Consider the following 19,994-nt stretch of genomic DNA (forward strand, 5'->3'; position numbering starts at 1 on the left):
CAAAAGTTGATGACTGGGGCAAAAAGAAACTTGCCTATGAAATTGACAAGAAAAAAGAAGGTTTCTACTACTTTATCGAGTTCAACGCAGAGCCAGATGCTCCAGCAGAAATTGAGAGTAGACTTAGAATCACAGAAGCTGTTCTTCGCTATTTAATCGTTTCTTTAGAAGAAAAGTAGGAAGAAAAAATAAGAAAAATGTATTATGTATTTGAAGGAGGAAAGAAAATGAATAAAGTGATCCTTATGGGAAATTTAACCAAAGACCCGGAGGTGCGTTATTCGCAATCAGCTACACCGCTCGCAATTGCAAGATATGGTATAGCTGTAAAAAGGACATATACAAGAGAAGGAGAGCCAGATACAGACTTTTTTAATATAGTTGCCTTTGGTAAAACAGCAGAGTTTGCAGAAAAGTTTTTTAAAAAGGGCCTAAAAGTGTGTATTGCTGGAAGAATTCAAAACAATAATTGGGAAGATCAAAATAAAGTTAAACACTATAGTACTGAAATTATAGTGGATGACCAGGAATTTGCAGAAAGTAAGTCGTCGTTTCAAGCACGCGTAACAAATAGAGGGACTTCTTACAATGATGGTCAATCAAATTATGGTGAGAACAAAGCATATAATCCGACTCCTCCTTTGAATGATAATGACATGGGTGGATTTACCCCAAAACTTCCTCCTATGGAAGAAGAAAACGATCTACCATTTTGATAATTAATGAAGGAGGACTATATCAATGTCAATGCAGAAAAGACGCGGACGCAGAAGACGTAAAGTAAATCAATTTGCAGGCGATAATATTAAAAAAATAAACTATAAGGATATTAACACTCTTAAGAAATTTATTTCTGAACGAGGAAAAATCTTGCCTAGACGAATTACTGGCAACTCTGCTAAAGCGCAACGCAAACTCACAGCAGCAATTAAGCGCGCAAGACATATTGCGTTATTGCCTTATACTCAAGATTAATATCAATACTTGAACGATATGAGTATTTAAATGCTTTATAATATCAAAAAGCTTCTATCTGGCGGTTTTTATTAATATCGAAAGCTTAGGATAAGTAGCAAATATAAGTAAATCAAATATGCAAAAAGAAAGGGTATAGACCACAATATGGTTTGTACCTTTTTTTTTATAGTAAAAAATGGATGGTTGCGATCAAATTGGGAAACTATAGTAGTGATATTATTTTTTGATGGAGGAGTTTATGAAAACAGATTTTTTGGATGAAGTGAGTAGAATAGGCTTAAAATTAGAAGAACTATACTATAGATTTGGTTATAGCAAATTTAAGATGAATCGATTTGAACCCTATTCGTTTTATATGAGCAATGAAAGTTTTTTGGAAGATAATCGCGTTATTACAATGCAGTCGGCAACGGGAAAGTTGCTAGCCCTAAAACCCGATGTAACGATGAGTATCGTAAAAAATCATAAAGCCTATGATAAAAGCAAAATATATTATAACGAGCCTGTGTTTAAAGTACCCCCAGGAGAAAGCGACTTTCGTGAAATTAGGCAGGTGGGGCTTGAGTATATTGGAGAGCTGTCGCTCTATCAAACTTTGGAAGTACTAAATTTGGCAATAAAAAGTTTGGCAATGATAGGCGAATTTAGGTTTGTGATCTCTGATATGTCTATAGTAAACTTGCTATTTGATGAATATAATATTAACGCTGAAGATAAAAACGCTATTATACGGTGTTTGCGACAAAAGAATTTACATGATTTGGAAAAATTGCCACAATCGAGAATTTTTACAAAGTTAGTACAGTTGCCAGCAGACTTTAAAGAAGCCATAACAGTCTTGCTAGAAGATGAAACCTACGCTTGTTGCAAGTCCGAATTAGATAAATTGATGGATATTGCAGAGGCGTTGGTAGAAATTTGTGATATAAATAAGGTTATGTTTGACTTTGCRCATCTTGTAGGAACTCAGTATTACAATGGGCTCACATTTACTGGATATGTACGGGGCGTCGCAAACAAAGTTTTGTCTGGCGGGCGATATGATAATTTGTTGCGAAACATGGGTGAAAAAACTCAAAAAGCAATAGGATTTGCAGTGTATTTGTCCGAAATTGAAAACACACAAAGAGAAGTTTGCGACAAGCAGATAATTCAATATACAAATGTTGTGGAGACATTAAAAAAAGCAAATGAACTCTATGAATCTGGAATAAATTTTTGTGTACGAAAGGAAGAGAATGATGATTGATATTGCGCTACCTAAGGGGCGACTTGGTGACGATGTTTATAGGATGTTTAAGAATATGGGTATAAATGCAGTAGATATAGAGGCAAAGACGCGCAAATTATTTTTTGAAGATAAACAAAATGGAGTGAGATTTTATTTGATAAAGCCTTCTGATGTTGCAGTGTATGTGGAGCGCGGTGCGGTGGATATAGGAGTGGTTGGCAAGGATTCGCTGGTAGAATCTGGGGCAGATGTATATGAGCTACTGGATTTGGGAATAGGAAAGTGTAATATGTGCGTCTGCTCTCCAAATGCATTTGTCGATAAACAAAATAGCGTACTGAAAGTGGCAACAAAATATCCGTATATTGCTCGTGAATATTATGGAGAACGAGAGATTGACATCATCAAATTGAATGGGTCTATAGAGTTGGCGCCGCTAATTGGGCTTAGCCATGTTATAGTGGATATTGTGGAGACAGGAAGCACCCTTCGTGAAAATAATCTGAAAGTTGATACCATAATTATGGAGCTGAGTGCGCGCGTTATAGCATCAAAAAGCAGATATAACTTTAATAAAGATAGAATTGATCAATTGTTAAGKCAGCTAATTTAAAGGAGGACACATGATTAAAATAGTAGATAAAAACACAGAAATTTTGAAACATTCMGCTGAGATTTCGCCTCAGATTGAAAGAGATGCCCAAGAGATTGTGGAAACAGTAAAACGTTTGGGCGATCAAGCGCTTTTTGATTATGCATTAAAATTTGATAGGGCACAGTTAACATCGCTGCTAGTGAGTGAGCAAGAGCTGAAGGATGCGTATGAGAGYATTGATGATGATTTGCTAGGGGTGATCAGGAGAGCAAAGAAGAACATAGAAGATTTTCATAAACGCCAGATTACTAATAGCTTTATGGTAGAAAAGGATGGAATAATAATGGGGCAGCGAGTGACCCCCATAGAGCGTGTGGGGATATATATTCCTGGCGGAAGRGCAGTTTATCCATCTAGTGTATTGATGAATGTGATTCCTGCAAAGCTTGCCGGATGCTCATACATTAGCGTCGTCACTCCGCCAAGAGAAGATGGTACGGTGGCAAAAGAGATATTGGCAATTTGCGCTATGCTAGGAGTAGACCAAGTATTTAAAATAGGTGGCGCAGGGGCAATTGCAGCATTGGCATATGGCACCGAAAGCGTATTGCCAGTATATAAAATTACAGGTCCTGGAAATGCGTATGTTGCAGCTGCAAAGAAGGCTGTGTTTGGCAAGGTGGGCATAGACATGATTGCAGGGCCGTCTGAGATTTTGATCATAGCCGATGAAAAGCAAARCCCTAAGATTATCGCGGCAGACATGCTTTCGCAAGCAGAACACGATATGTTGGCAAGAGCGATTTTGCTAACCACATCCAAGGAAATAGCCGAAGAAGTTGCAACAGAAATCGAAATACAGTTGAGTAAGTTGCCTAAAGAAAAAATAGCGCGCCCATCCATAGATGATAACGGATTGATTGTAGTATGCGATACGCTAAGCGAGTGCTTCGCAATATCAAACGATTTGGCACCAGAACATCTAGAGATCATGCTAGACAATGCGATCAGCTATTTGCCAGAGATTAAGAATGCCGGAAGCGTATTTTTGGGACGCTACACTCCGGAGGCGGTTGGGGATTATTACGCAGGAGTRAATCACACGCTGCCAACTAATCAGACATCCAAGTTTTCATCGGCACTGTCTGTGGATACCTTCGTGAAAAAGTCTACRTTTGTTCAGTATACGGAAGAAATGCTCCAAAAGTATAAGGATGATATCGTATTGTTTGCAAAGCACGAAGGCTTAGATGCGCATGCAAGAAGTGTTCAAAGCAGATTTCAGTGAGTARTGATTGCAGCAGGGGCAAATATACTTGCTGTAAATTTTGGATGATGAGAGGATGGTAATGTTATGAGTGTATTTTTAAATAGGCAGCTGGCTGGTCTGATTCCATACACTCCTGGAGAGCAACCGAAACGAGGAGAGTTTATTAAGCTGAATACAAATGAGAGTCCATACCCGCCGTCGCCTCGAGCAGTGGCTGCTGCTGCAGAAGCTGCAAAAACCCTAAATTTGTATTGCGACCCTTCGGCAAAAGCACTGACAGCAGAGTTTTGTAATTATTACAATGTAGATGATGTGATATTTGGAAACGGTTCTGACGAAATACTGGCATTTTGCTATCTGGCTTTTTGTGAGAAGGAGGTGGCATTTCCAAAGATTTCGTATGGGTTTTATCAAGTATTTAGCGATTTATATAATGTAGTTGCGGAGCAAATACCGCTAACCGAAAATTTTGAAATTGATCCTGCAACATACTTCAATAAAAAGAAAACGATTATAATTGCGAATCCAAATGCACCAACGGGAATTGCATTGAACAAAGATCAGCTGGAAAGCATACTCGCCGCAAATGAACAAAACGTAGTGATTATCGACGAAGCATATGCGGATTTTAGTGGGTTTAGTGCCAGATCTCTAATTGAGAAATACAACAACTTGGTAGTGGTGGGGACCTTCTCAAAATCACGCAATTTGGCAGGAGCGAGGCTGGGTTTTGCAGTTGCCAATACAGAGCTCATTAATGATATTGCGTTGGTGAAAAATTCGTATAACCCATATAATGTGAATGCAGTAACGCAAGCAATGGGGGCTGTTAGCATCGCAGAGGCGGCATACTTTGAGGAGTGCGTCGGCAAAATTGTAGCAGAGCGAGAGAAATTTATAGAATTTTTGGAACAAAATGGCTTTTATACGCTTCCGTCGAAGGCAAATTTTGTGTTTACCAAGCCAGCTGCTGCAAGTGGAGAAGAGCTATATGAATATTTGCGTAGTAAGAAAATTTTGGTGAGATATTTTAAAGCAATCCCAGATTTTGTACGCATTACAATTGGAACTGCAATAGAAATGGATGCGGTGAAAGAAGCGATTATAGATTGGAGAAAATAAGTGAGAAAAGCAGTGATCGAAAGAAAGACTAATGAAACGGATATAAAATTGACATTGGAGCTTGATGGAACGGGAACAAATGCGATTGATACAGATTGCGGATTTTTAAATCACATGCTAACGTTGTTTGCGGCGCATTCGCGAATGAATTTGGCGATAACATGTCGCGGAGATAGCGATGTGGATTTTCATCATACAGTAGAAGATATTGCAATTTGCTTGGGTGCGGCAATAGATGAAGCGCTAGGAGATAAACGCGGAATATGTCGCTACGGAAGCTGTACGCTGCCTATGGATGAAGCGTTGGTGAGCGTATTTCTGGATTTTAGTGGGCGAGGACACCTTGAAGAAAATTTGAATATAAGCCAAAATAAAGTGGGCGACTTTGATACTGAGTTGTGCAAAGAGTTTTTGCTGGCTATTGCTAGAAGCGCAAAGATGACGCTGCATGTGGTACAAGAGCGAGGAAAAAACGCGCATCATATAATAGAGGCCGTGTTTAAAGCGATGGCTCGTGCAATGCGTGAAGCGGTAACAATCGATCAAAAATTTAGGAATGAAATTCCATCGACAAAAGGAGTGATATAGTTGGTTGCTATTATCGACTATGGAGTGGGCAATCTGTTTTCGTTGCAAGCATCGTTGAATAAAATAGGAGCGATGGCTGTTGTTACAAATGATGAAGCAAAAATAGATGCCGCGAGCCATATAATTTTACCCGGAGTGGGAGCATTTGAGGACGCAGCGAAGTTGCTAAAAGAATACAAGATGGATGAAGTAATTTTGAGTAACGCAGGAAAAAAGCCTATTTTGGGAATTTGCTTGGGTATGCAGCTACTATTTGATAGAAGTTTTGAGTTTGGAGAGCATAAGGGGTTGGGGCTGATTGCTGGAGATATTGTTCCGCTAAAAGGAGCGATAGATTCGAAGCTGAAGATTCCGCATATGGGATGGAATAAGTTATATAAGACTAACTCGTCGCCTATTCTAAAATATACATCAGAAGGCGATTATGTATACTTTGTACATTCGTATTATGCCAAAGCAGAATCAAAATATATCACGAGTGTTGTAAAATATGATATCGATGTTACTGCAACTGTACAGAACGGGATGGTATTTGGTACGCAATTTCATCCAGAAAAATCAGGCGAGTGTGGGCTGCGTATCCTAAAAGCTTTTGTGGAGTGCTAAAATAAAATAGATTGGAGTATATATATGAGAATATTTCCTGCAATAGATATAAAAAATGGTCAGATTGTGAGGTTAACAGAGGGTAAGTATGATCAGGTGAAGGTGTATTCGAAAGATCCAGAAGAGGTGCTAGAGCACTTTACTAAAGAGGGAGCGACGGCATTACACATCGTGGATCTAGATGGGGCCAAAAGCGGAACGATAGAAAATCAGAATACGATAAAAACAATTTTGAAAAATAGGCATTTCGTAACGCAGCTAGGAGGAGGAATTAGAGATGAGAGCACCATCAACCACTATTTGAATATGGGTGTGGATCGCGTAATTTTGGGAACAGTTGCAGTAGAAAATCCAAAGTTTGTTGAGGAAATGGTCAAGAAGTATGATCAGCAGATTGCAGTAGGAGTGGACGAAAAAGATGGGCAAGTGCGAGCGAATGGTTGGCTTGTTAACTCCAAAGTGGATGCTATTGAATTTTGCAAAATGTTGACTGCCATGGGGGTTGCGACAATTATATATACAGATATTTCAAAAGATGGAATGATGGCTGGGTGCGATATGGCATCATATAGACAGCTGTGCAAAGATAGAAAGGTGAATATCATCGCAAGCGGTGGCGTAACTTCCATTGCGGAGATCAAAGAGCTAAAGCGCATTGGCGTTGCTGGCGTAATCGTTGGCAAAGCAATTTATGAAGGCAAGATAGCGCTGAGGGAGGCCACCGCAATATGCTAACAAAAAGGATAATTCCGTGTTTAGATATTCGTGACGGAAGAGTAGTTAAAGGTGTCAATTTTGAGGGTGTAAAAGATGTATCAGATCCGGTAGAGCTCGCAAARTTTTATAATGATGAAGGTGCAGATGAGCTGGTTTTYTATGATATTACTGCAAGCTTTGAAGGACGAAAGTTGTTTACCCAAATTTTGGAAGAAGTAGCATCAGAAATTTTTATTCCGCTAACAGTTGGTGGGGGAATAAATTCTACAGCAGATTTTGATCGAGTTCTAAAGTGTGGTGCGGATAAAGTTTCGGTAAACTCTGGTGCTATTAAAAATCAGCAGTTGATACAAGAGGCCGCAAAAAAATATGGCAGCCAATGCGTGGTGCTTTCGATAGATGCCAAGCGAGTGGGAAATGAATTTAAAGTTTGTACTATGGGCGGTCGAAATCTTACACAAATAGATGCGATAGAGTGGGCAAAAGCTGGGGAAGCGCTAGGTGCGGGAGAAATTGTTCTCAATAGTATTGATACGGACGGGGTTAAAAATGGGTTCGACTTGGAGATGCTAAAAGCTGTGTGCGATGTAGTTAGCATACCTGTTGTTGCAAGTGGCGGAGCAGGTGGAATGGAAGATTTTGGGACATTGTTTAAAACTTTAAGCAACGTCGATGCGGGGCTTGCGGCCTCCATATTTCACTATAAGCAGGTTCGTATATCGCAACTGAAAAACTACCTTGCAGAAAATGGAATAGAAATGAGGAAACTACATGATAAAGTTTGATGAGCAGGGGCTGATTCCTGCAATAGTACAAGATTTTTATACGAGAGAAGTCCTGATGCTAGCATATATGAATCAGGAAAGTATTGATATAACAAAGTCAGAGGGATATACTTGCTTTTACTCGAGGAGTAGAAAAAGGCTGTGGCGCAAAGGTGAGGAGAGTGGGCATAAGCAGCGAGTGATGCGAATGAGTCTAGATTGTGATAGCGATACGATGCTAATAGAGGTGTTACAAACTGGAGTTGCGTGCCACACAGGTGCTCCATCATGCTTTTTCAATTTGGAAGTAGAGGAGCGTGCACCATTTTCGATGTATGCGCTATACGATTTGCTATTAGATAGAAAGACAACCAAAAAGGAAGGCTCGTATACAACGTATTTGTTTGATAAGGGCAAAGAAAAGATTTTAAAAAAGATAGGCGAAGAAGCAACAGAAGTGATAATCGGAGCTATGAAAAATGATAAGAGAGAGACCATATATGAGATTGCGGATGTAGCGTACCATATTATGGTGTTGATGCTAGAGATGGGTATTACGATTGATGAGATTAAAGACGAATTGGCGAGTCGACATGTAATAGATAATAAGATAAAGCAGGAGACTCCAACATAGGCAATGCTTGCTGTAGTTGCGAATGATATAACGGTGGCTACAGCAATTGTAATTAATTTTCTATTGCTTTACGTGCATTGCGAACGATGATGTCTTTGCCGCGCCAGCCACAAGAAGTTTGCTGGATGAAGTCATTAAAAAATTGATCATTCATTTCGGCGTAGAAAGCCGGAGCATAATTCATAAAGTCGAGCGTGGCAAACTCTGGAAGCGGGCTTTTGGCTATATGTCTATTGTATGAACAAGCGTCCTGACATGCATCGCAGCCAAAAATTTGCCCATCTAGTAGATCAACTTCGTCTGGAGTRAGACGTTTTTTTTGCGTAATAAATGATATGCACTGAGTGATGTCGTGAATGCCGCCGGTGGGGCAACTGTTGGTGCAGCGTGTACATGAGCCGCATAAGTTTTCTATGGCAACATCAGTTTTGGTAGGAATAAAGTCGGTGACCACTTCGCCTAAAAATACATATGAACCATATTTTTCGGTAGTGATCAAGCCGTTTTTTCCGATAAATCCAACTCCAGCAAGCTCTGCAATACTTTTTTCTGGAAGTGGATTGTTATCTACATAAGCGGTGGCGCAAAATCCGTCGGCAATAAGTAGATTACAAATTTTATCAAGATAGCTACGCACTACCTTATGATAGTCGAGGCGTTTTGTATAAATGGAAAATCCATTTTCGCTGTTGGCATCTAGATGGTTATATGGAAATGCTATAGAAATTATGGTTTTCATTTGATTGGCAATTTCAAAGCGAATTATTCCAAATGTATCCAGGTCCAAATCATTGATATATTTTCTAAGTTTTTCATCTGTCATAGTAGTTACTTCCTTAATATTAATCGTTTTCGGACTTGGCAAAACTTTCGCTGAATACATTGCCGACGCATCGAATTATGATTACTCGCATTAGAGCGCATAACGGAACTCCCAACAGCATTCCCAAAAGACCAAATAAGTCTCCACCAATCAAAATAGCAAGCAACACCACGATTGGGTGTAGCTTTACGTTGGTGCCTAAAATTTTTGGAACGATAATAAATCCGTCTATTTGTTGCAATACAAAAACTATTAGCATAGCATATATGGCTTGCTGTATTCCGCCACCGATTGCCCCGAGAATGCCAGCTAATAGCAATCCAACAACGGGGCCAAAGTATGGAATGATATTAAAAACTCCAGAGACTACACCTATAATTACCGCAAAGTCGAGYTTAATCAAGCTAAGACCAATTCCAACTAGCACCGCCATAATTAAGGCATCCAATATTTGACCACGCACATAGCCGGTCAAAACAGAATTTAAATCGCGACCGATACTAGTAACTCGTTTATACCATTTTGGAGTAAATATAACAGACAGAATGTTATTGACTATTTTGACCAATTTAGGTTTATCTTTCATGATGTATATTGCTAAAATGACGCCAAATACGATATCGATGAGATTTTTGCCTATGTCAGCRACCCAAGTCATAGAGATCTGCCCAAACATGGTGGCCCAAGAGTTGATGGTGGTGTATATGGTGGTGAGAATTTCTCGTGCTTTCATAGACATTTCGTCGGTTGCGAGTTGATTAACTAGCGTTTCGGCAGTGGCCTGAAAATATGATATATACGCATTGATAGTTTGAGAAAGCCCTTTGATATCTGTCTTATGAATTACCTGCTGCATATTCATTATGATCATAAGCACAAAAAGTCCAATGATAGCAACTATTGTGAGGATAGCAAAAAATGTTGAGATTCCTCTAACACGCGAAGCAGATAGATGCGGACGAGATAGTGACGATATATACAAATCGACAACGGGCTCCATCAGATACGCAAGCACTAGGCCGATTAGCAAAGGCGACAGTAAATCGACTGTTCTGTCAAATAGCCAGTGCAGCCACCCCATTATAGGTATAAATTTAATCATACAGATAGAGATGAGGATAGTGATGACGATGCTAATGACAACATATACGCATATGGTGTAATATTTATGGCGCCTTTCGATCTTCATTATATCTCCTCAAGCAAAGTAATTAAAAAGCCATACATTTTCTCGAAAGAGCTGATACTCATCTTTTCTTTTGGCGTGTGTATGTCATAGACGTTTGGACCAAAGGAAATAGCATCGAGATCATCTATTTTGAGAGACAGTATGCCACATTCCAGGCCCGCATGCACGGCTCGAACTTCGGGGTCGACTCCATATAATTTGCGATACGTTGCAACTGCGGCATCACGAACTCGAGARTCTTGCTTATACTGCCACGCTGGGTAGTCTCCGGTCTCAGAAAATTTAACGTCCATCACTTTGGCAATAGTTTTAATTTTATGTGTAAGGTCAATTTTTTTGGATTCTACAGAGCTTCGAAGAGAGAGTGTAATTGTGATAACGTTATCAGCTGTTGAAATGACGCCAAGATTTAGCGAAGTTTCGACTAAGTCTGCTATATAACAACTTTTGGCAACAACGCCGTTTGGCAATATACGTAGTAGGTCGATCAGCTTTTGTTTCGTATCGCTCATAAACTTTGTCTGCACAGTAGTTTTTTCCACGTGTAAACTAATGTCAGCATCTTGTGCGGCGTATTCAGCTTTTAGTGTTGCAGCTATGTCTTCGATATATTCTAGCATAGCCTTGGCTTTTTCGTCAACCACTGTGATTACGGCATCGGCTTCGCGGGCGATAACATTGTCCTTGCTGCCGCCATCGAGGCTGGAGATGCCGATGTGAAATTTGTCGTTTAGGAGATCCAAAACTCGCCCCATCACGACGTTGGCATTGGCTCGTTCCTTGTGAATTTCTGCTCCAGAGTGACCTCCTTTTAGGCCTCGCAATTTTAGAGTATATGCCACTTCGCCGGGTGCGATAGATAATTTGATGCCATTGATGGTAAGTTTAATTCGCAAGCCACCTGCGCAACTGGTTAAAAATTCTCCTTCGATATCAGAGTCGAGATTAATTAATGTGTTGCCCTGAATTAGATTGCGGTCTAATGCAATGACCCCGCCCATTCCGGTTTCTTCTTCGGTGGTTATTAATAAGCAAAGGGGAGGGTGCTTGAGGGTTGTATCTTCGATGATTGCCATCTGATATGCAAGAGCAACGCCGTCGTCTGCACCCAAAGTTGTGCCTTCTGCATATAAAAAGTCACCATCGGTTTTGAGGTTGAGGGGGTCTGTTGCAAAGTCAAATTCGGTTTGCTTATCTTTTTCRCACACCATGTCCATGTGCCCTTGAAGTATAATCGTATCTTTGTTTTCGTATCCGGGGCTGGCTGGTTTATATATATAGACGTTGAGTGCGTCATCTTGCGCGACTTCTAGCCCCGCATTTTTGGCAAAGCGAACCAAATAGTTACTCAGCTCCCTTTCGTTTCCAGATCCATGTGGGATAGTGCATATTTGCTTAAAGTGTTCTAAAGCTGTGCTCATAAAAAGCCTCCTAATATGTGTATTTTTGGTTAGTATTCTAATTATGGGCAGCTTTTATTCAGATAGTTTGGATTTGAGCTAATGCTGCTAATAAGCGATCGATATTTTCGTCTGGAGTGGCCCAAGATGTAACAAAACGGATTACTAGCCCATCTGGGTGAGGCTCCCAAACTTCGAAATCAAATTCTGGCATCGATAAAAGCTTTTGGTATTGGGCAGTAGAAACGATCACAAAAATTTGGTTGGTTTGCGTTGGGGTAAGAAGCTTAAAGTTGAGATCCACAATGCTTTCGCTAAGCCTTTTTGCAGTGGCATTTGCATGGTAAGCTAGATCATAAAATAAATTATCTGAAAACAGTGTCGCAAACTGAATTCCTAGCAAACGGCCTTTGGCTAACAGAGCTCCGCGTTGCTTTATAAAATATTGAAAATCTGATTTAAGATTCTCGTTTAGGATCACGAGCGCTTCGCCAAACAGTGCTCCGTTTTTGGTRCCGCCAAAATAAAATGCATCGACGCAATTGCATATGTCCGCTATAGTTAGATCGTTAGCATCGCAGGTAAGGGCAACGCCGAGCCGAGCGCCGTCAAGGTATAGTAATAAATTGTGTTGCTTGCATACTTGGCTGATAGCATAGAGCTCTTCTTTGGTATAGACTGTGCCATATTCTGTAGAATTGGAAATGTATACCAATCGCGGTTTGGTCATGTGAATTGGCATATGATTTTTGATAATAGGAGCAATTTGATCTGCAGCAAGCTTGCCGTCGTGGTTGGCAACTGTGATAATGGCATGGCCGGTGGCTTCTATTGCGCCAGTTTCATGAAGCTGAATGTGCCCGGTATCTGGCGAAATTATTCCTTCGTGAGGTCGCAAAAATGCGCTAAGAGCAGTGAGGTTGGTTTGCGTTCCGCCCACAAAAAAATGTACATCGGCGGCGTCGTTTCCGATGTGTGCCCTAATTAAATCTTGTGCCYTACTACAAAATGGATCGTCGCCATATCCTCTGGTTCTCATAAAATTGGTTCGTGTAAGCTCTTCTAAAATAGCAGGACAAGCTCCTTCGCTATAGTCGTTTCTAAACATATATCACACCTCCGTAGATTTTCATGCATATAGAATATCAAAAATTGTAGCGTTAGAATAGGCGTTGGCACCTTGAAATGCTAAAAAAATGGAGTTAATCTAATAAATGTAACATCACAAATTAAAAAATTGAGGAGTAACTGCTATGAAATATTCAGGAGAAGAAGGATTGCAGTATCATATTCAAACAAGGCCAGGAGATGTTGGGAAGTACGTTATTTTGCCAGGCGACCCAAAGCGATGCAAAAAGATAGCGGAGCATTTTGATAACGCGGTGTTGGTTGCAGATAGTAGRGAATATGTAACCTATACGGGATACCTAGAGGGGACAAAGGTGAGCGTAACGTCGACGGGAATTGGCGGGCCATCTGCGGCAATTGCGATGGAGGAGCTTGTACGATCTGGCGCAGATACATTTATACGCGTGGGCACCTGCGGCGGAATGCAAACAGAAATTGTGGGTGGAGACATAGTGATAGCTACAGCTGCGATCCGAATGGAAGGCACTAGCAAAGAGTATGCGCCGATAGAATTTCCTGCAGTAGCAGATTTGGAAGTTACGAATGCGCTTGTGTGTGCTGCAAGAAAACTTAATTTTAAGTGGCATGCAGGAGTGGTTCAATGTAAAGATTCGTTTTATGGGCAGCATAGCCCAGAGATTATGCCTGTAAATTATGAGTTGCTGAATAAATGGGAAGCATGGAAAAAGCTGGGATGTAAGGCTTCGGAGATGGAGTCGGCGGCGTTATTTACAGTTGCGAGCTTCTTGGGAGTGCGTTGTGGGTCGAGTTTTTTGGTTGTCGCAAATCAGGAGAGAGAAAAGATGGGGCTTGAAAATCCCGTAGTTCACGATACGGAAATGGCCATAAAAGTGGGAGTAGAAGCTCTGAGAGAATTGATTAAGCAAGACAAAAAATAARAACGATTCAGCAGAGAGCATCAAAGAGATAATGTTTTCTGCTGAGATTATCGCTATAATTTTTCGATGGCGATAATAAAAGGTGCGTTGTTTTTTTGATTAAGAAATTTGTATTCTAACACGGAAAAACTTTTTTGATCTAATGTTTGGCAGAAACTGCGCAAAGCTCGCTTTTCTAATTTGCCGTTGCTATGCCCATGGTATACAACCAAAACGATGATGCCATTTGGCTTAAGGTAATCGAGCAAGTGGTCGACGGCTGTAATTGTAGTGTGTGATTGCGTTGTAATAGAATGGTCACCCTTGGGCAAGTATCCGAGATTGAATATAGCAGCTGCGATTGAAGATTCCATATATTTGTGAGCAACTTCGTGCCCATCTTTAATTACTTGTACGCAGTCTATATTATGCTCAGCAAGCAAGCGGGTTGTCTCTGCTATTGCAACATCCTGAATATCGAATGCATAAACTTTGCCTTCGGCACCCACCAAATTGGCCAAAAATAGGGTATCATTTCCATTTCCACAGGTTGCATCAACAACGGAGTCACCAGCTGCAATGGCCTGTGTTAGCAAAAACTTTGCGTAATCTAGCATTTGTTTTAAAATCATATTTTCACATCCTTTGGCTAAGAGTATTCTCAAAAAGATAGTAAAATAAACAGCAAACGAATAACTCGTCTATTTTTATGATGAAGTCTTTTTATTAAAGGCAATATAGGCCAATGCAGCTGCGGCAATTCCGATGGCTACTCCAGCGAGTTCGGCAATTTTGATGCTTCCAAAAACTGAAGTGGCGATAGCTCCAAAGCCTTCTGGTGCAACTAAAATATAGCAGGTAACAACTACRGTCATAAACATAGCTGGAATAACTGCAATGAAAAAGTTTGAGCCCTCCTTTTTTATATAAAGAATTATACACCATATGAAATAATTGAAATAATTGTGCATTAATTTTGCAGCAAAAGAAAAAGAACATGGTAAAGTAATGAAATTTCATGAGTAAAATATTGGAATATGAGTTATACTCTAAAGGAAGGCAAAATATTAGAAAGAAGGGATCGGCTATGCAAAGTGCGTTTGATACACTCAACAAGTATATAGGGTCATTGTTGTTGAACATAGGATTTTCGGCACCTCAAAATGTGCAAGAGCTAGAAGAGATTGTGAATAAGGTGTTAGAAGAGCATAAAAACTCTAACGATGCAAATGAACAAATGATGCGAACATTGTTTTATGAAAGCGCTAGGAATGCCATGGCAAACATAGATAAATGTAAAGATTGGTTTGAGTATGTAAATATGATACAGGTAGAAATAGAAAAAATGATGGGCTTAAATTTTGAAAGTAAATAATGGTATACTTTGAAARAAAATGTGCCATAWTTATTAAATAAGAAKKAATGACTATAGGAGGAACTACAATGAAAAAAACTAAAGAGAATGATCTATATTCTAAGAGCGATACAATGTTGCTTGAAAAAAACGTAAAGCATAATAATCTACCAGATGCTCCAGTTGAGTTAGTGGCAAGAGATATGCTAAGAAAAATACAAGAGATTTCAAATGATATAGTCATAAAAGAGATGTTCAGAAAATTACAAGAAGTGACTGTAAGTTTGCAAAACGCAGCGCAAAAGATGCAAAAAACTAAAGAAAAATTGATAAAGAATAATGCTGAAATGGAGGAAATGAGAGAAAGTATACCCATTGTAAAAGAGGAAAAGTCGGATGATTTTGAAATYGTAGATGGCGTTTTGGTTAAATATACAGGTGAGCGAGGGTTAGTAAAAATTCCAGACGGAGTAACTGCAATAGAGACGAACGTATTCAGTAAGTGTGAAAAAATAATATGGGTAGTTATACCAAATAGTGTAAAAAGCATTGGCAGATATGCATTTGAAAGTTGTAAAAATTTGGTAGTAGTAGATATGCCGCAAAAGTTGACCGAGATTGGTGTCGGAGCGTTTTTAAATTGTAAAAAATTGAAGTCGATATCTATTCCAAAAGGTGTAGAGCATATTAAAAACCTAACATTTGCGTCGTGTGCTCAATTGGCAACTATAAAAATAGCAGAAGAAGGCGTAAAAATAATTGATAACTCGGCGTTTTATGGATGCGAAAAGTTGGAGGAAGTAGTTTTKCCAAAGACACTGAAAGCAATATCAGAAAATGCGTTTGCGTTTTGCGATGAACTAAAGCGAGTAGAACTTCCAAAGGAAATAAGTAGTATAGCGAAGAGAGCGTTTTTTAATTGTAAGAATTTGAAAGAGATTTCGATGCCATCGGTTAAATGTAAAATTGCAGATAGGCAAATGAGTTTTATAAATTGCGTGATAACCGAAGGTTTTGTATGGGAAGTATTAACCAAAGATAATAACTAATAATGATAAGCCACGTCTTTGCGAATTAGATGTGGTATTATTTTTGCTAATATATTTACAGTGATGACAATAGATGGTAAAATTAGTTTTGGACCATATAATACATATTGAAATAATATAGAAAGGGGCAGCCATGCAAATAAACATGCGTAATAAATTGAGGATGCTAAACATCAAACAAGAGGAAAATATTGTTATAAAATCGGATATATTTATGAACGAAGAAGAGCGCAGGTGGTTTGAGCTTGCAGTAGAGGGAGACGCAGAGGCGCAGTATAGGATAGGGGTTTGCTATAAACTAGGAAAAGGAGTAGAGAAAAACATAAAAGAGGCAGTTAAGTGGTATACAATGTCGGCCAACCAGGAGCATGCTATGGCACAAAATAGCTTGGCGGCGTGTTATGAGCAGGGAGTGGGAGTGGAACGAAGCCCGGAGAAAGCTTTTCAATTATATAATAAAGCTGCCGAGCAAGGGTATCTATTGGCACAGAACAATCTGGCTATGTGTTATGAACGAGGAACTGGGATAATAGCAGATATGGATCAGGCCATAAAATTACTGACAGAAGCTGCCGAAAAAGGAAACAGTACTGCGCAAAGTAATTTGGGTTTGCATTACGAAAAAGGGAAGGGTGTACGGCAAGATTGCGATATCGCAGTGAAATGGTATAAGCTGGCGGCAGAGCAAGGAGACGTCTTTGCGCAAACAAATTTGGGGTATTTATATGCAACTGGAATGGGAGTAAAACTAGACTTAGAGGAGTCTGCAAAGTGGTATACAAAAGCTGCCGAAAAAGGAAGCCCGCGAGCGCAAAACAGCATCGGCATATGTTATTTTTATGGAAGAGGCGTCGTAAAAAATCTAGAAAAGGCCATAGAGTGGTTTGCCAAGGCCGCAGAGAAAGAGTATGTTCCTGCGCAAAATAATTTGGGAATATGTTATGGAACAGAATCAGAGTGTAGAGATTTGTCGGCGGCAGTTAAGTGGTATACAAAGGCCGCGGAGAAAGATTATATGGAAGCTCAATTTAGTTTGGGAATGTGTTATAAATATGGTGAAGGAACAGAAGTAGATTTGCTGGAGGCATTTAAGTGGCTAAAGAAAGCGGCAGATAAGGGGCATGGAGACGCGCAATTTAATCTTGGCTGGTGTTATGAATTTGGGGAAGGAGTAACAAAAAACATTGCAGAAGCTGCAAACTGGTATGCAAAGGCTGCTGAGCAAGGGCATGAGAGGGCACAGATCAATCTAAATTTATTATAAGGATATTATAAGGAAAGCAATTGATGATACTGGGTATATTACCCAGTTATTTTCGTTGCGAGGGAAAATAATGTAATAGCAGATTCTATATGAGAATATATTGTACAAGTATAGAATAGCAAAGGAGGAAACCTTATTTTTAAAAGAGGATATATGTTCAGGACACAAGTGTCATCCAAAAAAATGCATTTTAATCCACAAACGCAAAAGATATATATACCAACGATCCCTCAAGGGTCAATAAGAGATATGATGGCAACGAGGAATCAGTTCGCGCAAGATGCGATGGCACCGAGAAATCATGTCGCGCAAGATGCGATGGCACCGAGAAATCATGTCGCGCAAGATGCGATGGCACCGAAAAATCAGTTCGCGCAAGATGCGATGGCACCGAGAAATCAGTTCGCGCAAGATGCGATGGCACCGAGAAATCATGTCGCGCAAGATGCGATGGCACCGAGAAATCAGTTCACGCAAGATGCGATGGCACCGAGAAATCAGTTCACGCAAGATGCGATGGCACCGAAAAATCAGTTCGCGCAAGATGCGATGGCACCGAGGAATCAGTTCGTGCAAGATGCGATGGCACCGAGAAATCAGTTCGCGCAAGATGCGATGGCACCGAGGAATCAGTTCGCGCAAGATGCGATGGCAACAGGGAATCGATCGATACGCGATATAGCAGCCGAAAATCGGCCAACACGCGATATAGCAACAGAAGATAGCAACGATCCCCCGCGAAAATACATAAGAGACTTTATAAAAATTGATAAGAATAAACATCCCAATAGTTATAGAATACAAAGCATCATTGGTGTTGCTATCATATTTATAACTATAGCGATAATTTATATACAGCTAGACAGAGAAACGCTTCCAACGTCTATGGCAATGGCGAAGTTGCAAACCACCACGATAGCAACGCAGGCTATCAATGAAGCAATAGCTCAGACCCTTGCAACAAACCAAACTACGATAGAAGATTTGCTAGCATATGACTACAACGATGACGGAGATCAAGTTTCGTGGAATGTAAACTCAATATTAATCAATAATTTATGTGCACAAATAATAGCGAGATGCTCCGATGCGCTTCAAAACATAGGGGTGCTGCCCTTTAAGATACCGTTGGGAAATTTGACAGGAAGCAGAATTTTTGCTAATTTGGGACCAGAATTAACGATAGAAGTGTTGCCAATAGGAACTGTTACAGTAGACTATGATAACGATTTAAAGGAGACGGGGATCAACCAAGTAAATCACACGGTGTGGCTCGATGTGGTGGCCACTATTCAGATAGTGGTGCCATTATTTGAGGAAGAAGTGGTGGTAGCGAGGCGAATAATGTTAATAGACAAAGTAAGCTCCGGAGAAGTGCCGCCAAGTTATGTAAACGTTCCGAGCAATTCTATATTAGACGCACCGTTAGAATCGCCAGGATTTGACTACTAATATGTATGAGCCGCCTCCAAATTGACAGAGGAAGCAATGCTCGAGGTATCTTAAGAGTGACTTAATGTTTCTGGAATTACTATCATTGCCGCAGGGTCTGCTGAAGTAGAAGTCTCATCAACAACTACATCATCGGCGGGAACTGCGGTATTTTCTGCAGAATCAATTTGCCAGAGTGAAAAGGTATAGCCCTGATTTTTAGCGTTTTTGATTACCGAATCGAGAATGTCTGTATTAGTTTGTGAAACTGCATGTAATAAGATAACGGCTCCGTTGTGTAGATTGTCGGATATCAACTGTTGCGCTTTGATCGGGTCGGGCTGATTTCTGGTATCAAAATCGGCATATGCAAAGCTCCAGAATAGAGTAGAATAGCCTAGTTGCTGTGTTAATTCGAGAGACTTTTCTGAATAGTGACCCATTGGAGGCCTAAAAAGCTTGGTAATTTGCTTGCCAGTAATGGCGGTGTATTTGTCTTCTACATCTGTAAACTCTTTTGTAAAGGCTGCCACATCATTGGTATTTTTTGGCATAGAGGGGTGATTCTTGGAATGATTTGCTACCATGTGTCCCTCGGCTTCCATTCTGGTGATTAAGTCTGGGTTGGTGGTGATATATGGTGAAGTAACAAAGAAAATTGCGTGGATGTCATTGGCTTTTAGGATGTCTAGAATTTTTGATGTTTGACCGTTTTCGTAGCCTTCGTCGAATGTGAGATATAAAACCTTTTCGTCCGTATTTCCTGTATAATATGCGTCATAATCTTCTAGTTTATATGAAAGCTTGTCGTTTATGCGCGGCGTGGCGTGTTCTTTGCTTCGAATAATCCACCAGTCAACTTTGGTGTTATCAGTTGCAAAGATTGATAAGTTAAAAAAAAGTAAGCATATGATTATAATGTAAATACTTTTTTTCATTGCAGTTCCCCTTTCGATTTTTTTTTGTATTTTTT

At 40.0% G+C, this 19,994-nt stretch carries 24 protein-coding genes; 17 read left to right on the forward strand and 7 right to left on the reverse strand.

Annotated elements, in window-relative coordinates; translation table 11 throughout:
- The 12 genes from rpsF to hisIE all read left to right on the forward strand — a co-directional run.
- Positions 1-179, forward strand: a 179-nt coding sequence (gene rpsF / locus EPU_RS14565) for a 30S ribosomal protein S6 (protein WP_010168619.1), incomplete at its 5' end; no start/stop codon positions are given.
- Between the two features lie 48 nt (positions 180-227).
- The gene (locus tag EPU_RS09010) at positions 228-716 is read left to right on the forward strand and encodes a single-stranded DNA-binding protein (protein WP_010168621.1); all 489 of its coding nucleotides are present in this window, start codon (positions 228-230) and stop codon (positions 714-716) included.
- 25 nt (positions 717-741) lie between these two features.
- Complete coding sequence (rpsR, locus tag EPU_RS09015; RefSeq protein ID WP_010168622.1) at positions 742-975, forward strand: 30S ribosomal protein S18; 234 nt, start codon at positions 742-744, stop codon at positions 973-975.
- A gap of 241 nt (positions 976-1,216) precedes the next feature.
- Positions 1,217-2,227 (forward strand): ATP phosphoribosyltransferase regulatory subunit, encoded by a 1,011-nt coding sequence (locus tag EPU_RS09020; protein WP_010168625.1) that lies wholly within the window; start codon positions 1,217-1,219, stop codon positions 2,225-2,227.
- Positions 2,217-2,822, forward strand: a complete 606-nt coding sequence (gene hisG / locus EPU_RS09025; RefSeq protein ID WP_242650853.1) for an ATP phosphoribosyltransferase — start codon at positions 2,217-2,219, stop codon at positions 2,820-2,822. Before EPU_RS09020 ends, hisG begins: the two co-directional genes overlap by 11 nt.
- 10 nt (positions 2,823-2,832) lie before the next feature.
- Positions 2,833-4,092 (forward strand): histidinol dehydrogenase, encoded by a 1,260-nt coding sequence (gene hisD, locus EPU_RS09030; protein ID WP_029488292.1) that lies wholly within the window; start codon positions 2,833-2,835, stop codon positions 4,090-4,092.
- Positions 4,093-4,158: 66 nt separating this feature from the next.
- Complete coding sequence (locus EPU_RS09035) at positions 4,159-5,196, forward strand: pyridoxal phosphate-dependent aminotransferase (RefSeq protein WP_010168630.1); 1,038 nt, start codon at positions 4,159-4,161, stop codon at positions 5,194-5,196.
- Positions 5,197-5,784, forward strand: a complete 588-nt coding sequence (hisB, locus tag EPU_RS09040; protein WP_010168632.1) for an imidazoleglycerol-phosphate dehydratase HisB — start codon at positions 5,197-5,199, stop codon at positions 5,782-5,784.
- On the forward strand, positions 5,785-6,390 hold the full coding sequence (gene hisH, locus EPU_RS09045; protein ID WP_010168634.1) for an imidazole glycerol phosphate synthase subunit HisH: 606 nt from the start codon (positions 5,785-5,787) through the stop codon (positions 6,388-6,390).
- Between the two features lie 24 nt (positions 6,391-6,414).
- Positions 6,415-7,125 carry a 1-(5-phosphoribosyl)-5-[(5-phosphoribosylamino)methylideneamino]imidazole-4-carboxamide isomerase gene (gene hisA, locus EPU_RS09050; protein WP_010168635.1) on the forward strand — a complete coding sequence of 237 codons (711 nt, stop codon included), beginning with the start codon at positions 6,415-6,417 and terminating at the stop codon, positions 7,123-7,125.
- Positions 7,119-7,892, forward strand: coding sequence for an imidazole glycerol phosphate synthase subunit HisF (hisF, locus tag EPU_RS09055; RefSeq protein WP_029488293.1), 774 nt, complete (start codon positions 7,119-7,121; stop codon positions 7,890-7,892). The genes hisA and hisF overlap by 7 nt, the downstream gene beginning before the upstream one ends.
- Positions 7,879-8,505 carry a bifunctional phosphoribosyl-AMP cyclohydrolase/phosphoribosyl-ATP diphosphatase HisIE gene (hisIE, locus tag EPU_RS09060; RefSeq protein WP_010168639.1) on the forward strand — a complete coding sequence of 209 codons (627 nt, stop codon included), beginning with the start codon at positions 7,879-7,881 and terminating at the stop codon, positions 8,503-8,505. Before hisF ends, hisIE begins: the two co-directional genes overlap by 14 nt.
- 52 nt (positions 8,506-8,557) lie before the next feature.
- On the opposite strand, the gene EPU_RS12115 is transcribed toward hisIE, so the two are convergent.
- Genes EPU_RS12115 through EPU_RS09080 form a run of 4 tightly spaced genes read right to left on the reverse strand, consistent with a single transcriptional unit; the run spans position 8,558 to position 13,025 of the window.
- Entirely contained in the window at positions 8,558-9,328 is a 771-nt protein-coding gene (locus EPU_RS12115) for an epoxyqueuosine reductase (RefSeq protein WP_010168641.1), read from the reverse strand.
- Positions 9,329-9,347: 19 nt separating this feature from the next.
- Positions 9,348-10,517: an AI-2E family transporter gene (locus EPU_RS09070; protein ID WP_029488294.1), complete on the reverse strand. Its 1,170-nt coding sequence runs from the start codon at positions 10,515-10,517 to the stop codon at positions 9,348-9,350.
- Positions 10,517-11,938, reverse strand: a complete 1,422-nt coding sequence (locus EPU_RS09075; RefSeq protein ID WP_044149938.1) for an aminoacyl-histidine dipeptidase — start codon at positions 11,936-11,938, stop codon at positions 10,517-10,519. The genes EPU_RS09070 and EPU_RS09075 overlap by 1 nt, the downstream gene beginning before the upstream one ends.
- Positions 11,939-11,996: 58 nt before the next feature.
- Positions 11,997-13,025, reverse strand: coding sequence for a threonine aldolase family protein (locus tag EPU_RS09080; RefSeq protein WP_010168647.1), 1,029 nt, complete (start codon positions 13,023-13,025; stop codon positions 11,997-11,999).
- A 145-nt stretch (positions 13,026-13,170) separates the two neighbouring features.
- On the opposite strand from EPU_RS09080, the gene udp reads away from it, so the two are divergent.
- A complete protein-coding gene (udp, locus tag EPU_RS09085) occupies positions 13,171-13,944 on the forward strand; it encodes a uridine phosphorylase (protein WP_029488296.1) in 774 nt (257 codons plus the stop codon).
- A 53-nt stretch (positions 13,945-13,997) separates the two neighbouring features.
- On the opposite strand, the gene mnmM is transcribed toward udp, so the two are convergent.
- Both mnmM and EPU_RS13965 read right to left on the reverse strand, forming a co-directional pair.
- A complete protein-coding gene (gene mnmM / locus EPU_RS09090) occupies positions 13,998-14,555 on the reverse strand; it encodes a tRNA 5-(aminomethyl)-2-thiouridylate-methyltransferase MnmM (RefSeq protein ID WP_010168651.1) in 558 nt (185 codons plus the stop codon).
- A 75-nt stretch (positions 14,556-14,630) separates the two neighbouring features.
- Positions 14,631-14,798, reverse strand: a complete 168-nt coding sequence (locus EPU_RS13965; protein ID WP_198006413.1) for a hypothetical protein — start codon at positions 14,796-14,798, stop codon at positions 14,631-14,633.
- Positions 14,799-15,010: 212 nt separating this feature from the next.
- Here EPU_RS13965 and EPU_RS09100 point away from each other — a divergent pair, with 212 nt between their 5' ends.
- From EPU_RS09100 to yunB, 4 genes are all read left to right on the forward strand, one after another.
- Positions 15,011-15,298: a hypothetical protein gene (locus tag EPU_RS09100; RefSeq protein WP_010168655.1), complete on the forward strand. Its 288-nt coding sequence runs from the start codon at positions 15,011-15,013 to the stop codon at positions 15,296-15,298.
- 68 nt (positions 15,299-15,366) lie between these two features.
- Positions 15,367-16,326, forward strand: a complete 960-nt coding sequence (locus EPU_RS09105; protein WP_029488297.1) for a leucine-rich repeat domain-containing protein — start codon at positions 15,367-15,369, stop codon at positions 16,324-16,326.
- Between the two features lie 133 nt (positions 16,327-16,459).
- The gene (locus EPU_RS12120) at positions 16,460-17,590 is read left to right on the forward strand and encodes a tetratricopeptide repeat protein (protein WP_010168661.1); all 1,131 of its coding nucleotides are present in this window, start codon (positions 16,460-16,462) and stop codon (positions 17,588-17,590) included.
- A gap of 153 nt (positions 17,591-17,743) precedes the next feature.
- Positions 17,744-19,042: a sporulation protein YunB gene (yunB, locus tag EPU_RS09115; protein ID WP_010168662.1), complete on the forward strand. Its 1,299-nt coding sequence runs from the start codon at positions 17,744-17,746 to the stop codon at positions 19,040-19,042.
- Positions 19,043-19,092: 50 nt separating this feature from the next.
- Here yunB and EPU_RS12125 read toward each other — a convergent pair.
- On the reverse strand, positions 19,093-19,994 hold a 902-nt coding region (locus EPU_RS12125; RefSeq protein ID WP_010168663.1), incomplete at its 5' end, for a delta-lactam-biosynthetic de-N-acetylase.

The sequence above is a fragment of the Candidatus Epulonipiscium viviparus genome (assembly GCF_000171335.1).
GTDB classification, from domain to species: domain Bacteria; phylum Bacillota; class Clostridia; order Lachnospirales; family Cellulosilyticaceae; genus Epulonipiscioides; species Epulonipiscioides viviparus.

Bases quoted from the DNA above. Each gene is read 5' to 3' on its own strand.
- mnmM (WP_010168651.1), bottom strand. From the start codon at position 14,555: ATGATTTTAAAACAAATGCTAGATTACGCAAAGTTTTTGCTAACACAG.
- hisA (WP_010168635.1), top strand. From the start codon at position 6,415: ATGAGAATATTTCCTGCAATAGATATAAAAAATGGTCAGATTGTGAGG.
- EPU_RS09010 (WP_010168621.1), top strand. From the start codon at position 228: ATGAATAAAGTGATCCTTATGGGAAATTTAACCAAAGACCCGGAGGTG.
- rpsR (WP_010168622.1), top strand. From the start codon at position 742: ATGTCAATGCAGAAAAGACGCGGACGCAGAAGACGTAAAGTAAATCAA.
- EPU_RS09035 (WP_010168630.1), top strand. From the start codon at position 4,159: ATGAGTGTATTTTTAAATAGGCAGCTGGCTGGTCTGATTCCATACACT.
- EPU_RS12120 (WP_010168661.1), top strand. From the start codon at position 16,460: ATGCAAATAAACATGCGTAATAAATTGAGGATGCTAAACATCAAACAA.
- EPU_RS09100 (WP_010168655.1), top strand. From the start codon at position 15,011: ATGCAAAGTGCGTTTGATACACTCAACAAGTATATAGGGTCATTGTTG.
- yunB (WP_010168662.1), top strand. From the start codon at position 17,744: ATGTTCAGGACACAAGTGTCATCCAAAAAAATGCATTTTAATCCACAA.
- hisIE (WP_010168639.1), top strand. From the start codon at position 7,879: ATGATAAAGTTTGATGAGCAGGGGCTGATTCCTGCAATAGTACAAGAT.